Genomic DNA, 13,844 nt, shown 5'->3' with positions numbered 1-13,844 from the left:
TCATCACATGTAGTGATCACCTGTCGGCAGCTCGCTGCCTGATCAGACTGCGCCCGGATCGGTGAAATCTCAGTGACCACCTGCCGGTCCGCCTCTCGGCGTGTCGGACGGGTCCGACTCACCCATTAGGTGAAATCGGCTACCCACAACACATTCGGTGCCGTCGGGTTGAATTTTCGCTGCACCAGATCCTCGGTACGCCGGGCGTGCGGGTCGGTGATCGTGGTGCGTTTGACCTTGCCGCGTCGGGCGCCTTGCAGGCCATGTTTGCGCATGAGCCGTTCCACGGTGCAGCGCGCCACCTCGATGCCCTCTCGTCGTAGTTGCAGCCAGACTTTGCGGGCGCCGTAGACCGAGTAGTTCTCGGCGTGGACGCGGGTGATCTCGGCGTGAAGGAATTCATCGCGCCGATCGCGTGTGGAGGCCGGGCGGTTGCGGGTGTCGTAGTAGGTGGACGACGCGATCTTGCAGCCGTGCTCGGCGAGCGCTCTGCAGATCGGCTCGACGCCGAACTCCTGTTTATGGGTGTCGATGAAATCGACGATCACGTGTTTCGGCGGTCGAGCTGCGCCGCGAAGAAAGTCGACGCAGATTGCAGAATTTCGTTGGCGCGCTTCAACTCTCGGTTCTCGGCCCGCAGCCGGCGCATCTCTGCTGCCATATCGGTGCTCACACCCGGTCGCTGGCCGGCGTCGACCTGGTCCTTGCGGATCCAGTTCCGCAGGGTCTCGGTCGACCCGATCCCGAGTTTGCTCGCGACCGAGGCGATCGCAGCCCACTCCGAGGGGTGTTGCGACCGGACTTCGGCGACCATCCGCACCGCCCGTTCACGAAGTTCCGGCGGGTACCTCTTCGACGATCCTGACATGACTCCATCCTTCCCAAGCAACGAAGTCTCCAGACAAGCCGGGGGGATTCACTACGCGCGGCCCGAATTAGTTTGGGGTGCGCGCGATGTCGATTCGGATGGTGTCGTTGTCGGGTATGACGAATACGCGGTCTCGGGTGGCTTTCCATTGTTGGGGGAGCAGGATGTAGCGGTCGGGTGTGCGTGCGAGAAGCCAGACGCCGCTGTAGACCCATTTGTAGCGTTCGTCGGGGTGGTCGATGTGGCCGGTGACGGTGCCGGGGCCTTCGATGCCGAGTCTGTCGATGCTGAAGATCATCACCGATGGGTAGTGGTGGAAGTGTTGGTTCTCGGCTTGTTGGGCGGTGGCGGTGCCTTCGCGGTGGGCGTAGGAACCCACTGCCCACAGGCATCCGATGAGAGCGAGGGCGATGAACGCGGCCATGTTGATTCTGAGCGTGGCGGTATCGCTGTCCGCATTGCGCGCACGGATGCCGAGTAGTGCACGATGCCTGATGCGTAGTGCGTTGGAGTATCCGAGCAGTGCGACGCCTGCGATCAGCATGACCGGCAGCCAGAGGCCCAGAGCGCTGGTGATCCCGGCGGGGGTGCTCTCGGGTAGCCGGATGAACATGACCGCTGCGACGAGCACGGTGATCGCTGCACCTGTGGCGCAGGTAGCGGCTACCCACATGCGCAGCACTCGTCGTGGCCTGCGGCGGCGGATCGCGTGCCATTCGGGTAGTCGGCGTGCCGCGAACAACACCATGGTGATGAAGAGCGCGACGACGGCCGGGCGGAAGCCGCCGTTGAGGCTGCGCAGTACGTAGTCTTGGGTGGAGAATCCGAGTAACCGCAGGTCGACGCCGAAATGCTGGTAGTAGGCGCTGGCGTAGGCCCATCCGAAGTAGTAGAGCACACCGGTCACCACTACGGCTTGGGACGCGACGACGGTGATCAGAGACCACGCCGATCCGACGGTCGCGGGTTCACGCGCACTCATGGCGTCCCCGGCTCGACAGACTTATCTTTCGGTGCCGGCGATGTGGGTTCCGGGGGTCCGAAGCCTGACGGCTCTGTCTGGGTGTGCGGCAACGGGGTCGCGGTGGGCGGAATGATTCGGGTGATGATCGGCGGCGAATTCTGTGCCGATGACGGCTGTGTGGTTGGTGCCACGCCGTTGGTTGGGGGTATGGCGTTGGTCGGCAGTTGGCCCTCGGTCGAGGACGGAACTGCGGTCTGCGGCGTCACCGTCGCGGGGATCGTGCTCGGCACGTGTTGTGGATTCTGGTCGCGATCGCGACATCCTCCCGCTACCAGACACAGCCCGACCGCGACGGTCAGGACGGTGGCCTTGACTGAAACAACTGAAATGTTCATTGCGGTCAACCGATCACGTCGGGGTGCTCGACGGGCTGATGGCCCGGAACATCGACTCGGCCTGCACGCTCGATCATCGGACGCGGAGCCGGTGTGCACCTGTGATGCACACAACGATCGCCGGACCTCGAGGGGTTCGATAGCGTAGCCGGTTACTCGACTCGTAGCAGCCCACCTGTACGCCTTGCTTGAGCGGCAGTTCATGTAGTTCGCGGATGATTCTGACGTGCCCGACGGCCTGCAGAACTTGAGGTTTCATTCGGTACGTGCCCGAAGCACGTCGTTCGACCGGTCGCCATGACCTGCTGTTTTGCCGGATTCCGGGGTATCAGGCCCAACCCCCGTCCGTGGGAGATACTTGTAGTTCCGGAAATTGGGGTACTTCGAATCCGGGGTCCGATCGGTTGTGTCGGGGTTCGATCTGCCGCGGCCGTGCAGTCGCGCCTCCCCGCTCAGCATCGGCTGGCGGCGCTACAGCGACGAGATCGCCTACCTCTGGCCGCCGGGGCCTTCTGTAAGGCCTCCGAAGAGAGGTCGATGACGTCTCCTCAAGTGAATGCCACGATCCAGTCGTTCGAGTGGCTACGGATCCACGACGTCGCCTTCACAGGAGTATCCAAATGGCCCTGGATCGTTCGGGCGCTCGTTCCAACCTTCGAACAATAGTTCTGTTGATCGGGGACGGCCCTGGAGTTTGCGGGACTCGAACGAGTTCGCCCAACGTGGTAGCTGAAGATTCGCTCATGTGGAAATGTATCGGCGTGGCGGCGAAGCGACGCGCCGAAGACGTATCGTCGCGGGGCCTGATGGACTCGATGTCGCCGGATCTGCGCCGACGTGACTTCGCACGATGCAGTGCGCATGCTGCTACCTGCCTGCGCGGCCGGAAGCGGCCCGGGCCGTCTCACCAAAATCTCACACTTTCGGAGGGAATCGACCGGTCCTTTTGGGAAGTGTCGGGCAGGATGTGGAACGCGAAAGAGATAAATTTCCAGTACTTTTGGGTGCTATCGAGACCTGTCCGGCAAACTGGAACCTGTGTCAGGTGGTCGCAGGTTCAAATCCTGTCAGCCCGACAGTTGCAAAACCCTTTCCGACCAGCATCGGGAGGGGTTTTGTCATTGTCCGACCACTCGTAGTTGGGGACCATTCGGGGACCTTTGCGGGGCTCGTAGGTGGATGGTGAGCAGGTTGCCGTCGTTCTGGAGCGATTCGATGTCGGGGTGTAGGTAGCGTTGGGTGATCCGAGGGTCGGTGTGTCCGGCGATCTGCTGGAGCCGATGCAGGGGGACTCCGGCGTCGGCGAGCCATGTCAGGCCGGTGTGGCGTAGGTCGTGGCGGCGTAGGTGTTCGTATCCGAGTTTGGTGACCACCTTGTGCCAGTGTGTGGCCTTCTGGAGTACTCCGGTTTGGATGCGGCCGCCGCGTGGTCCGACGAACAGTCGGGCGTCGGTCTTGCCGTTGGAGGCGTCGATCCGTTTGAGTACCAGGGGGCGGATGTCCTCGATGATGGGGATTCTGCGGGATCTCTTTCCTTTCGTGCCTTTGTCTTTCAAGCCTCCGGGACCGGGCGAGGTCTGGCGTCGTAGTCGCCACACCCATTCGCTGGTGTCGATGTCGCCGACCCGGCATCCGGCGACTTCCCCGATGCGGACCGCGGTGCAGGCCGCGAAGATCACGACATCGCCCCATCCTCGGTAGCCGTCGGTCGAGGCGGACACCAGGGAGTCGGCGAGCGTGGTCAAGGTGGCCCAGTCCGGCAGTGCCAGTGATCGAGGGTCGTCGAGTTCGTCTTCGTAGCGTTCGTACTGGCGTTGCCAGCCTACGACTTCCACGCGGTTGCGTTCGATCACCTCGTCGCGGACGGCTTGGTCGAGGACTCGTGCCAGTGCGGCCAATCCGTTCTTGACCGCGGATTTGCTGACGCCGGGGGGCGGGGAGGGGGCCGAGTGATGTCGCGGCAGCGAGGGTCAGATCGGGGATCTGCTCGACGATCGCGAGGACTTCGGCGAGTTCCTCGACGGTGTCGAGCAGCTGTCGCTCGGTGTGCTCGCTGGTCAGGAAGAAACGCAACCGCTCGGTGCCCGCGGGCACCACGGGCGACAGGATGGCGCCCGCGTTGTAACCGCGCTGGAGCATGGCCGCGGCCGCGTATCCGGCGCGGATCTCGCCCGGCACGATGACCGGCACGATCGGGGTGGCCTGCGAATCGGCGAGATCCATGCCGTGTTCGCGCAGCGCGGCGGTGAACAGCGCGGCATTCGACCACAGGCGGGTCAGTCGGTCGGGTTCGTCGCGCACGACGTCCAGACCGGCGTCGACCGCGGCGATGTTGGCGGGGGAGGGTCCCGCGGTGTAGAGCGCCAGCCCGGGGGCCGTGTATTTCAGCGCGGCGATCAGCTCGGCGTCCCCCGCGACGAATCCGCCGGTACTCCCGAGCGCCTTGGACAGGCTGCCCGCCCAGAGGTCGACGAGGTCGGCGGGCAGATCGAAATGCTCGCGGCTCCCGAGCCCGGTCGGTCCGGTGACGCCGAGGGCGTGTGCCTCGTCGACGAGTACCGCGCAGTCGTAGGTGCGTGCGACGGTGGCGATCTCGGCGATCCGCCCGAGGTCGCCGTCCATGCTGTAGTGCCCCTCGATGATCGCCAGGGCCCGGTCGTACTGGTGGCGCGAGGAGCGCAGCAGCGCGGCGAGCGATTCGGGATCGTTGTGCCGGAAGGCCAGCCTGCGGCATCCGGCCCACTGCGTTCCGGCGACCAGGCTGGCGTGGGCCAGGGAATCACACACCGCCACATCGCCTTCGCCGAGCAGGAAGCCGATCACCGCGGCATTGCCGAGGAATCCGCTGGAGGACACCAGCGCCGCGCCCGCCCCGTACGCCTCGGCGAGGCGACGTTCGAGCACGCCGTACAGCGGTATCTCGCCGGTGACGAATCAGCCTGCACGGGGTGTACCACAACGCGACGGTGTGGCACGACCCGGAGCGATTCGATCCGACCCGCCACCTGTCGGAGAACTTGACCACCGAACGCAGGCACGGATCGCTGGCGTTCAGCGCGGGCAGGCGGGTGTGTATCGCCCAGAATTTCGCCGTCATGGAACTGGTGCTGTCGCTGGCCGTGCTGGCACAGCGCCTGACTCTGGATTCGGCGACGCGGGAACCGATCCGGCGGGCTCTGTCGTTCACGGGTGGACCTGATGGGGCGGTGCCGATGCGGGTGACGCGCAGGGACCGACCGTGACAGCTCGCTCGCGCCGAGCCCGGCGTCGTGTCACAGGCCGCGCGCGGCGGCGACCTTCGCAATCTCAGTCCCGGCCGCATCGGCCCCGTACTTCTCGTTCGCGTACAGCAGTCCGAAGGTGAAACCGTGCCTGTCGACGCCGCACGCACCGTGCTTATCGACGCAGTATCGCGCCATGGCTGACGCCGGTATGCGGATCGGTGTCGAAGAGCGCGATGACATCGTAGTCGGCCTCCCACCTTTCCCGATTACTCGCCAGCGCGAGCCACACACTGGTGCAATAACTTCCTTCGCTCGCTCGATGGACGTGCACCCGGTCGTCGGGGGTGATCGCGGGGTCCGCGGTCGGTCCCGTGACCACGAGCAGGCGTCCGGTATCGGAAACGAGTCCTGCGAACCGGGGCGCCTCGGCCCGGTTCAGGGTGAAGATCTCCTCGACGCGCCGGTGACCGGCCGTTGTGTCGAAAGTCAGCAGGACCCCGGAATCCGATTTCACGCGATCCGGTCGGTCACTGACGTCCGGCGTCGCCGATTCGAGAATCGCGACAACGGATTTCGAGGTCCGCCCGGACCGCTCGTACGACATCGCGATCCGCAGCGCGGTGAAGGGGGAGCCGAGGCCCTGGCCGGTGACGGCGAGGCTGTGCGCGCGGCCCCCGGTCAGTCGATTCAGGTGGGTGACCGCCGTGAGGTAGGGGCGGCTGTCGGGGAGCGCGAAAGCGAGCAGGGCGAGGTCGCCGCCGAAGCTCTCGGCCGGGATCTGCGCGACGAGCCGATCGACGAGGTCGATATGGTCGGCAGGGCGCGGTTCATCGTCGAGTTCGGACCCGATCACCGTGGCCGTGGTACCCAGTCGAAGCGCCATCGTTACCGTGCTCCTTTGTCGGCGGGCGGCGTGAAGACCATCGCGGAGAATGTCATACCGAATCCGATCGCGATGAACATCGACGGCCGTCCCGGTTCGAATCGTCCTTCGTTCGCGAGGGTGACGTAATTGATCAGCACGTCCGAACCGAGGCAATGGCTGTACCGGGGGACATTGTCGACGAAGAATTTGCTGCGGAGTCCTTCGTCGTGGACCGTTTCGGTCCAATAGGTGAGATTCGGGTTCGGCGGTATGACGATTTGCAGATCGTCGAGGGTATAGCCTGCCGTCTTCGCGGCTTCCTCCATGACGCCGAGGAGATTGCGCGGCCGCTCCTCGGCGGATGCTTTACCCAATACCGCCGTCATATTGATGGGGTCGCAGTATTCCCCTTTGGATACGGTCGCGAAGGATCGAACCGTCGCGCCTGTGCCATTGAGGGACACCAGGCACGACGCCGAACCGTCGGCCACGATGCAGGTATTACCCAATAGCTTTTCGACCCGGCTCATCGGTTTATCGCCCGCGACGATCAGCGCGCGGGCGTCGGGGTCGCTGTGATCGCGCAGCAGCGCGCCGGCGATGTCGACCGCCGCCAGAGGGACAGCGCAATTCTGTTGCGTCAGTGTGAATGCCGTGGCGTGCTCGAGGTCGAGCAGCTGCGCGAGATCCGCCGCGATGTCGTGTCCGGGGGTCGTCGGGCGCGGCAGACCCTGGCAATGGATGAGGTAGCGAACGGATTGCCTGTCGGTCTGTTCCAGCACGCGTCGCGCGGGCGGCAGCACCAGGTCGTAGAAGTCGAGCTCGGGATCGTAGTGCATGCGGTCGAGTCCCTGGAACCGGCGGAACATATGTGTTTGCGCGGCGTTCAATTCCAGCTCGACGGCTCGTTCTTCTACAGTCGCCGTGCGGTCGGGGAAGAACGATTCGACCACGTCTATCGTGACGGCCGGATCTTGTGGCTTGGTTTCCACTCGCACTCCTGTGGGTTGCCTGCTTCGGTAACCAGCATCTTCGATGCGGGCACGGCGACACAAGACGGCGCGCACTACATTATCGTTAGGTCGGCACTATGTCGTGTTAATAACGCGGCCCGATCCTAGTGAAAACCTAGAGTGCTTTTTCTTGCGCCGCGGCCCCTGGCGAAGAAGACTCTCAATAGTGTCCGGAGAAGTGGCTGTCGAGGTGAATCGAGATCATCTCGCGGCGCTGCGGCAGCACGACAGCGCGATGAAATGGTTTCCTGAGAACGACAGGGGCATCGAATTGAATGGCACTCTCAATCTGATTGAATGGTCGGCCACCTCGCCTTTCGGGGTCGGCCGCGCCGCGTTCTCCGAGGGTGTGCGCGCCGGTATGGGGCGGGCCGGAGCAGTCGAACCGGTGTCGGGTCCGGCGGGCGGTGCGTGCCTGATACCGGATTTCGATGTCCGGGCGGCCCTCGGCAAGAAGGGCACGCGGACGATGAATCGCCTGACTGGCATGGCGGTGATCACCGTCGGCCAACTGCTCGGTGCGATGGACGAAGAGGTTCCCGCCGAAGAACTCGGCCTGGTCCTCGGAACAACGGTGGGCAGCGCGCAGAGCGCGATGGACTTCGTGCGGGCGTCGTTGACTGCGGACGAACCGTTCCGGGTCGAGTCCGGCCTCATCCCGTACGCGGTGATCAACGGCTCCGCGGGGCAGTGCGCGATCTGGCACAAACTGCGCGGCCCGAATGCCACGGTGGCCGCGGGTCGCGCGGCGGGTCTGCTCGCCCTCAACTACGCGCGCCGACTGTTGCTGACGGGCCGCGCGCGGACGGTGCTCGCGGGGTCGGCCGAGGAATACTCCGAAGCGAGGCATTGGATAGCGCGTGCGGCCGGTGAGACGGCCGATCCGCTGGGCGAGGGCTGCGCGATGTTCGCGCTCACGAACTCCCCGGTGGCCGAGCCCATCGCCGAGATCCACGCGATCCAGGTCATGAACTGCACGGATGGCGACTGGCGAGCGGTGGTTCGGATGTGTGTCGATCGCGTCCTGGCCACCGCCGGGATCGAAGCGGCCCGAGTGCGCCTCGCGTGCCCGTCCGGCGCGCCCAACGAACTCGGCGACGGTGAGCTGGCCGCGCTCGGCGAAATACTGCCGGACGCTGTGCTGTTGGAGCCGATCGGGCGGTTGATCGGGGAGACGCACGCCGTGTCGGCGGCCTTCCAACTCGCCGCTGTGCTCAGTGTCGCCGACCGGGATCCTTCGCTCGCGGGCGGATTCGCTGTCGTCACCTCCGTCGATGACAGCGGCACGACCGCCGCCGCGCTGCTGCGGTTGCGATGACGAGTCTCGTGGGCACGGTTCAGGAGATCGTCCTGGACGCGGAGGGGGTCCGGTTGTCGGCGCTGCTGAGTATGCCCGACGACCGCCCGCCCACCGGGGTCATCGTCGCCCTGCACGGTACGGGTATGCGGGCGGGCTACTTTCACGCCGGTGCGGTGCCGGGCCAGTCCCTCCTCGATCTCGGCGCCGAACTCGGCTGGTCGGTGCTCGCCGTGGACCGCCCCGGCTACGGGTTGTCGGCCGCGGAGTTTCCGGATGGTCGGTCGGTGGCCGCGCAGGCCGAGATCCTGTGTGCGGGGCTGCGAGATTTCGACTCCAGGTACCCGGTGGGTGCGGGATTCGGTTTGGTGGCCCACTCTTTCGGCAGCAAGGTCGCGCTCGCGGTGATCGATCGGAGGGCGGGAGCCGGGTTGATCGGGCTCGACGCGTCGGGTTGCGGGCTGCGGTTCGCGGTCGATCCGGCGGAGTTCCTGGCGCACCCCAAATGGCAGTCCGTGCTGAACTGGGGGTTGCTGCGGGACTACCCGCCCAAGACTTTTCAGCTCAGCGCCGCGCTCGTGGCGCCGACGCCGGCGGTGGAGGTCGGCGAGGCGCTGACCTGGCTGTCGCAATTCTCCGACATCGCCGGTAGGGTCGGCATTCCGGTCCGTTTCACCTTCGCCGAGCGGGAGCGGTGGTGGTGTCACGGCGAGGAAGCGGTGGCCGAGTTGACAGGCCTGTTCCCCGCCGACATCGCCCGTGTGGACCGGCAATCCAGTGCAGGCCACAACATCAGTCTCGGGTGGACCGCACGTGCCTACCACCTCCGTGTCCTCGCGTTCATGGAGGAATGCCTGCTGATGAAAGGAAGATAATGTCGGAGTCCCCGATCGAGTTGGCGGTCGTCATAGGCAGTGTCAGGCAGGCTCGCTTCGGACCGACGGTCGCGAAGTGGTTCGCGGCCGAGGCCGACGCACACGACACCGTCCGAGTCGATCTCATAGATTTGCTGGATTACCCACTGCCCCTGAGTATCCCGGCCTTCGGGCAGGCCCCCGAGCCGTCGGTGGCGGAAGTCCACGGGCGCCTGGGCGCACGTCTGGCCGCCGCCGACGCGTTCGTGGTGGTGACGCCGGAGTACAACCACACCGTGCCGGCCGGTCTGAAGAACGCCATCGACTGGTACAACGCGGAATGGATGGCCAAGCCCGTCGGGCTGGTCTCCTACGGCGGGATGGGCGGTGGTCTGCGCGCGGCCGAACATCTGCGCCAGATCTTCGCCGAGGTGCACGCGGTCACGGTCCGCGACATGATCAGCTTCCACAACGTGTGGGGCGAATTCACGGAGGCGGGCGTACCCGCCGACGCGGAAGCCGCAGGCGTCGCGGCGAAAAAGCTTATCGATCAATTGGTGTGGTGGGCGCAGGCGCTGCGCGAGGCGAGAGAACGGCGGCCCTATGCGGGCTGAGCACGCGCCGCCACTCGGCGGCGCACCCGATCGCATCGAATGGCAGTCCGAGTCGGAGTCCGGGGTCGATCTTCTGGCGTACAAGCTCATCCGCGCCGATGATCCTTATCTCGCCGGTCATTTCCCGGATTTCACCATCTATCCTGGCGTCTTCCTGATCGAGTCCGTCGGCCAGGTGGCCGACGAGTTCGCCAGATCGCTCGAGCTCTGGCTCGAACTGGCCGCGGTGGACTCCGTTCGATTCAGCGCGCCCGTGATACCCGGTGACACGCTGGCTATTTCGTGCCGGTGCAGTGTCACGGCGGATTCGGCTGTGGCGGTGCGCGCCGAATGCCGCAACGACAATGCTGTCCGCGTGGCCCAGTTGCGGCTGACCTATCGGATCGGCGGGAGCAATCGTGCTTGATCAGGCGATGATTCGGCAGATCCTGCCGCACCGCGATCCGATGCTGCTGGTGGATCGGGTCGACGAGATGACCTCGGGCGAGACCTTGGTGGCGGTGAAGGCGATCACCGCCACCGAGCCCTGCTACCGCGCGGCACTCGCGGCCGCGCCGCCGGGCGGCTTCGCCTACCCGCGTCCGCTGATCGTCGAATCCTTCTGTCAGAGTGGCGCGTTGCTCTGGCTGGCGGGGATCCGCACCTCCGGTGCGGAGTCGCCGGGGCAGCTCGTATTCGCGGTGGCGAGGGACGTGGTCTTCCACCGGCACGCGTATCCCGGTGACGTGCTGAGGCATTCGGTGCGTATCACCAAGGTGGTGGGCGACAACGCGTTCCTCACGGGGCGGACGTGCATCGGTGATCAGCCCGCCATGGAGGTGGGCACGATCGTCGCCGCGGTGCGCAGGCCCGAGGTGCTCGAACGCGAGAGTTGATATCCGGCAAGGTCTTCGACATCACTCAGGAGAATGACATGGAATCAGCGGATTCATCCGATGAGGCGTCGAACAACGAGATCCCCAAGGCGCCGCTCGGGTATGTCGTCAAATTGCTCGACGCGGCACTGACAGGTTACGTGGACAAGCTGCTCGGGCAGCGGTATCAGCTCGGCCGAGGGCACTGGCAGGTACTGCGGACGATTTCCGCGTATCCCGGACTCGATTTCGCTCGGCTCGCCGACTCCGCGCGCGCCTTCTTCGAGGAGGCCGAACTGCGAAAGCTCGTCGACGACCTGGTGGAAAGAGGCTGGGTGGTGGTGGCCGACGGCAAAGGCGCGCTGTCCTTGACCGAGGACGGCAGCGCCGGGTTCCGAGCGATGGAACGGACCCAGAACGGCTCGTCCGCGATTTTGCGGCGCGGAATCTCCGCCGCCGAATACGAATCGGTGCTCAATCTGATGTTCACCATGATCAACAATATCGAGAACACCGACCCGATGGATCCGACAATTCCGTGACCGTCGCGGTCGCGGAAATATCCACCCGACGTCGATGGGCATTGTTGATGGTCCTCGCGGCCAATATGCTCATCGACGCGGTGGAAGTGTCTGTGATGATTGTCGCGGCGCCCTCGATCGAACGGGATCTCCAGCTCGGTCCGGTCGGGGCGCAGTGGCTCATCAGTGGTTTCGCGCTCGGCATGGGCGCACTCCTACCGTTCAACGGCTGGATTGTCCAACGATTCGGCAGACGCCGCTCCTATCTCGCGGCGCTGCTCGTCTTCGCGGCGGCGTCCGCGGCGGCAGGCGTGGTCGACAACCTGTACTTCTTGGTTCTCACCCGCGTCGTCAAGGGGTTGAGCGCCGCCTTCACCGCGCCGGCCGGATTGGCCATCATCAGCACTGCGTTTCCGGTCGGCGCCGAGCGTGACCGCGCGGTCTCGGTGTACACCCTGGCGGGCGCGGGCGGATTCACCACCGGGCTGATGGTGTCGGGTTTGCTGTCCGAGGCCAGTTGGCGGTGGGCGGTGGTATTCCCCGCGCCGCTGGTGCTCGCGCTGTTCGTCGCGGGAATGCGCTTGCTGCCCACCGACGCTGCTTCCGGAAAGCGTTACGCCCGAACGAGTATCGATTTGATCGGACCGGTGCGACGCGCCGCGGCGGGCGGCGGGTTGCCGCGCTCGGCGCTCGGCGCGGCGGCCCTCAACGGCTCCTACCTCGGCCTGCTGTTCATCGTGACCAGGCAACTGCAGGAAGGGCTCGGCTGGGGTCCGGCGCGCACCGGGCTGGCGTTGTTGCCCGCGAGCATTCCGCTCGTGGTGACGGCGCTGCATTCAGGACGAATGGTGCGCCGCGTCGGTGCGGCGCGCCTCATCGCCGTCGGCGCGCTGGCGCCGCCCGTCGGTTACGCGGTGTACGCGCTGCGGGAGCCGCCCGCGAGTTACCCGGCGGACGTGCTGCCGACGCTGCTGTTCGTCGCGGCCGGGTTCGTGCTGTGTTTCACCGCACTGAACACGCAGGCCGTGGAGCGGGCCGCCGACGCCGATCGAGCGGTGGTCGGTGGCGTGTATCAAGCGTCGGTCCAAGCGGGTGCGGTAGCCGTCTTGGTCCTGGTTTCCGTCGCTCTGGCCGTCGAAGACGACAGCGCCCGCGCGGCGACGGTGCTGATCACGGCGGTCGGGCTGTTCGGCTCGATCGTCGGTGCCGTCGGTGTCATCCCGCACCGTCGTCGTTCGAATGGGGAGTAACCAGATGAAGGGCCTTATCTTCGCGAGCGGTGGCGCGGACGCCGAATTGCGGCCGCTCGTCGCATCGATGCCGAAGTATCTCATTCCGATCGCCAACCAGCCGATGCTGATCCATATCCTGCGACAAGTCCGCGATATGGGAGTGACCGAGGTAGGAATTGTCGCCGGGGAGTTCGCTTCCCGTATCGCCGACGAAATCGGCGACCCGGCGCGGCTCGGGCTGTCCATTACCTACATTCTGCAATCCGCGCCACTCGGTCTCGCGCAGGGAGTCCGGTCGGCGCGCGACTTTCTCCGCGACGACGATTTCGTGGTCTACCGGGGCGATTGCCTGCTCGGTAACGGGATCGTCGACACGGCTCTGGAATTCCAGGAGCGGCGCCCCGCCGCGCAAGTGGTGGTCGCCAAGGTGATCGACCCCACCGGATTCGGCGTCGTCAGGATCGGCGACGACGGTTCGGTGACCGAACTCGACGGAAAGCCGGAGCAGGCGCGCGACGATATAGTTCTGACGGGCGTTTATTTCTTCACGTCGACCATCCACGGGGCGGTGGATTCGATCCCGCACGACGCGGAAGAACGGTATCTCGCCGATGCCGTGCAATGGTTGTTGGATCGCGATTTCCCGGTCGTGGCCAGTCAGTTCGACGGGCCGTACATCGATATGGGCGACGTGCTCGATGTCCTGGAATGCAATCAGAAGGTGCTAGAGGATCTGCGGTCGTCGGTCGCGGGCCAGGTCGACGGATTCAGCGAGTTGATCGGCTCGGTCGTGGTGGAGAAGGGCGCGAGCATCGTCCGATCCAGAATCGAGGGTCCGGTCGTCATCGGCGCCGGAACCGCGGTGCAGGACAGTGATATCGGGCCGCACACGTCCATCGGGCGGCACTGTGAGGTGCGGTCGTCCGAGATCACCTATTCGATACTCATGGACCGGTCGTCGGTCTCCGCCGTACGCAATATGCGCAGCTCGATCATCGGCCGCGCCGCGTCGGTATCCGGTGTGGCCGAACGGGGCCGGGTCCTGATCTCCGACCACTGCCGCGTCGAAGCGATGTGAATCGGCTCCTCGGATTCGCCGTGCGCGGCGCTCATCGCTCGAACCATTTTCTTCGAAAGGCGGAA

General features: G+C 65.3%; 13 protein-coding genes, 2 pseudogenes and 1 other annotated feature. Of the genes and pseudogenes, 9 read left to right on the top strand and 6 right to left on the bottom strand.

The window, feature by feature from the left end; translation table 11 throughout:
* Positions 1 to 128: 128 nt before the first annotated feature.
* From JZ792_RS41770 to JZ792_RS03195, 4 genes and pseudogenes are all read right to left on the bottom strand, one after another.
* Positions 129 to 868: pseudogene (locus JZ792_RS41770) on the bottom strand (IS3 family transposase); the annotation flags it as partial.
* Positions 456 to 584 (bottom strand) — a sequence feature (AL1L pseudoknot). Its footprint overlaps the pseudogene before it by 129 nt.
* 67 nt (positions 869 to 935) lie before the next feature.
* Positions 936 to 1,850: a hypothetical protein gene (locus JZ792_RS03205; protein WP_216906637.1), complete on the bottom strand. Its 915-nt coding sequence runs from the start codon at positions 1,848 to 1,850 to the stop codon at positions 936 to 938.
* 1,495 nt (positions 1,851 to 3,345) lie between these two features.
* Positions 3,346 to 4,125 carry a tyrosine-type recombinase/integrase gene (locus JZ792_RS03200; protein WP_254189188.1) on the bottom strand — a complete coding sequence of 260 codons (780 nt, stop codon included), beginning with the start codon at positions 4,123 to 4,125 and terminating at the stop codon, positions 3,346 to 3,348.
* 184 nt (positions 4,126 to 4,309) lie between these two features.
* Positions 4,310 to 5,131, bottom strand: a pseudogene (locus tag JZ792_RS03195) (aminotransferase class I/II-fold pyridoxal phosphate-dependent enzyme); the annotation flags it as partial.
* A gap of 44 nt (positions 5,132 to 5,175) precedes the next feature.
* Between JZ792_RS03195 and JZ792_RS03190 the strand changes: the two are divergent.
* Positions 5,176 to 5,469, top strand: a complete 294-nt coding sequence (locus tag JZ792_RS03190; RefSeq protein WP_308165120.1) for a cytochrome P450 — start codon at positions 5,176 to 5,178, stop codon at positions 5,467 to 5,469.
* A gap of 154 nt (positions 5,470 to 5,623) precedes the next feature.
* Here the strand turns inward: JZ792_RS03190 and JZ792_RS03185 are convergent, their stop codons facing one another.
* Positions 5,624 to 6,334 carry a hypothetical protein gene (locus JZ792_RS03185; protein ID WP_216906632.1) on the bottom strand — a complete coding sequence of 237 codons (711 nt, stop codon included), beginning with the start codon at positions 6,332 to 6,334 and terminating at the stop codon, positions 5,624 to 5,626.
* Between the two features lie 2 nt (positions 6,335 to 6,336).
* A complete protein-coding gene (locus tag JZ792_RS42870) occupies positions 6,337 to 7,308 on the bottom strand; it encodes a 3-oxoacyl-[acyl-carrier-protein] synthase III C-terminal domain-containing protein (RefSeq protein WP_216906630.1) in 972 nt (323 codons plus the stop codon).
* A 199-nt stretch (positions 7,309 to 7,507) separates the two neighbouring features.
* Between JZ792_RS42870 and JZ792_RS03175 the strand changes: the two genes are divergently transcribed.
* The 8 genes from JZ792_RS03175 to JZ792_RS03140 are packed head-to-tail and all read left to right on the top strand — an operon-like array spanning position 7,508 to position 13,779.
* The gene (locus JZ792_RS03175) at positions 7,508 to 8,647 is read left to right on the top strand and encodes a beta-ketoacyl synthase N-terminal-like domain-containing protein (RefSeq protein ID WP_216906628.1); all 1,140 of its coding nucleotides are present in this window, start codon (positions 7,508 to 7,510) and stop codon (positions 8,645 to 8,647) included.
* Positions 8,644 to 9,501 (top strand): alpha/beta hydrolase, encoded by an 858-nt coding sequence (locus JZ792_RS03170; protein WP_216906626.1) that lies wholly within the window; start codon positions 8,644 to 8,646, stop codon positions 9,499 to 9,501. Before JZ792_RS03175 ends, JZ792_RS03170 begins: the two co-directional genes overlap by 4 nt.
* Positions 9,501 to 10,094 carry an NADPH-dependent FMN reductase gene (locus tag JZ792_RS03165; RefSeq protein WP_216906624.1) on the top strand — a complete coding sequence of 198 codons (594 nt, stop codon included), beginning with the start codon at positions 9,501 to 9,503 and terminating at the stop codon, positions 10,092 to 10,094. The genes JZ792_RS03170 and JZ792_RS03165 overlap by 1 nt, the downstream gene beginning before the upstream one ends.
* On the top strand, positions 10,084 to 10,500 hold the full coding sequence (locus JZ792_RS03160; protein ID WP_216906622.1) for an ApeI family dehydratase: 417 nt from the start codon (positions 10,084 to 10,086) through the stop codon (positions 10,498 to 10,500). Before JZ792_RS03165 ends, JZ792_RS03160 begins: the two co-directional genes overlap by 11 nt.
* Entirely contained in the window at positions 10,493 to 10,969 is a 477-nt protein-coding gene (locus JZ792_RS03155) for a 3-hydroxyacyl-ACP dehydratase FabZ family protein (RefSeq protein ID WP_216906620.1), read from the top strand. The genes JZ792_RS03160 and JZ792_RS03155 overlap by 8 nt, the downstream gene beginning before the upstream one ends.
* Before the next feature lie 38 nt (positions 10,970 to 11,007).
* Positions 11,008 to 11,490, top strand: a complete 483-nt coding sequence (locus JZ792_RS03150) for a MarR family winged helix-turn-helix transcriptional regulator (protein ID WP_216906618.1) — start codon at positions 11,008 to 11,010, stop codon at positions 11,488 to 11,490.
* Positions 11,487 to 12,719: an MFS transporter gene (locus JZ792_RS03145; RefSeq protein WP_216906616.1), complete on the top strand. Its 1,233-nt coding sequence runs from the start codon at positions 11,487 to 11,489 to the stop codon at positions 12,717 to 12,719. Before JZ792_RS03150 ends, JZ792_RS03145 begins: the two co-directional genes overlap by 4 nt.
* 4 nt (positions 12,720 to 12,723) lie before the next feature.
* On the top strand, positions 12,724 to 13,779 hold the full coding sequence (locus JZ792_RS03140) for a sugar phosphate nucleotidyltransferase (RefSeq protein ID WP_216906614.1): 1,056 nt from the start codon (positions 12,724 to 12,726) through the stop codon (positions 13,777 to 13,779).
* Positions 13,780 to 13,844: the final 65 nt, after the last annotated feature.

It is taken from the genome of Nocardia noduli (assembly GCF_019038455.1).
GTDB lineage: Bacteria > Actinomycetota > Actinomycetes > Mycobacteriales > Mycobacteriaceae > Nocardia > Nocardia noduli.
Note: the sequence above shows the minus strand (reverse complement) of the source record. Positions and strands in the feature narration are given on the sequence as shown.

Excerpts from the sequence above, each read along its gene's own strand:
- JZ792_RS03205 (WP_216906637.1), bottom strand. The coding sequence starts at position 1,850 with ATGAGTGCGCGTGAACCCGCGACCGTCGGATCGGCGTGGTCTCTGATC.
- JZ792_RS03185 (WP_216906632.1), bottom strand. The coding sequence starts at position 6,334 with ATGGCGCTTCGACTGGGTACCACGGCCACGGTGATCGGGTCCGAACTC.
- JZ792_RS03170 (WP_216906626.1), top strand. The coding sequence starts at position 8,644 with ATGACGAGTCTCGTGGGCACGGTTCAGGAGATCGTCCTGGACGCGGAG.
- JZ792_RS03165 (WP_216906624.1), top strand. The coding sequence starts at position 9,501 with ATGTCGGAGTCCCCGATCGAGTTGGCGGTCGTCATAGGCAGTGTCAGG.
- JZ792_RS03160 (WP_216906622.1), top strand. The coding sequence starts at position 10,084 with ATGCGGGCTGAGCACGCGCCGCCACTCGGCGGCGCACCCGATCGCATC.
- JZ792_RS03150 (WP_216906618.1), top strand. The coding sequence starts at position 11,008 with ATGGAATCAGCGGATTCATCCGATGAGGCGTCGAACAACGAGATCCCC.
- JZ792_RS03140 (WP_216906614.1), top strand. The coding sequence starts at position 12,724 with ATGAAGGGCCTTATCTTCGCGAGCGGTGGCGCGGACGCCGAATTGCGG.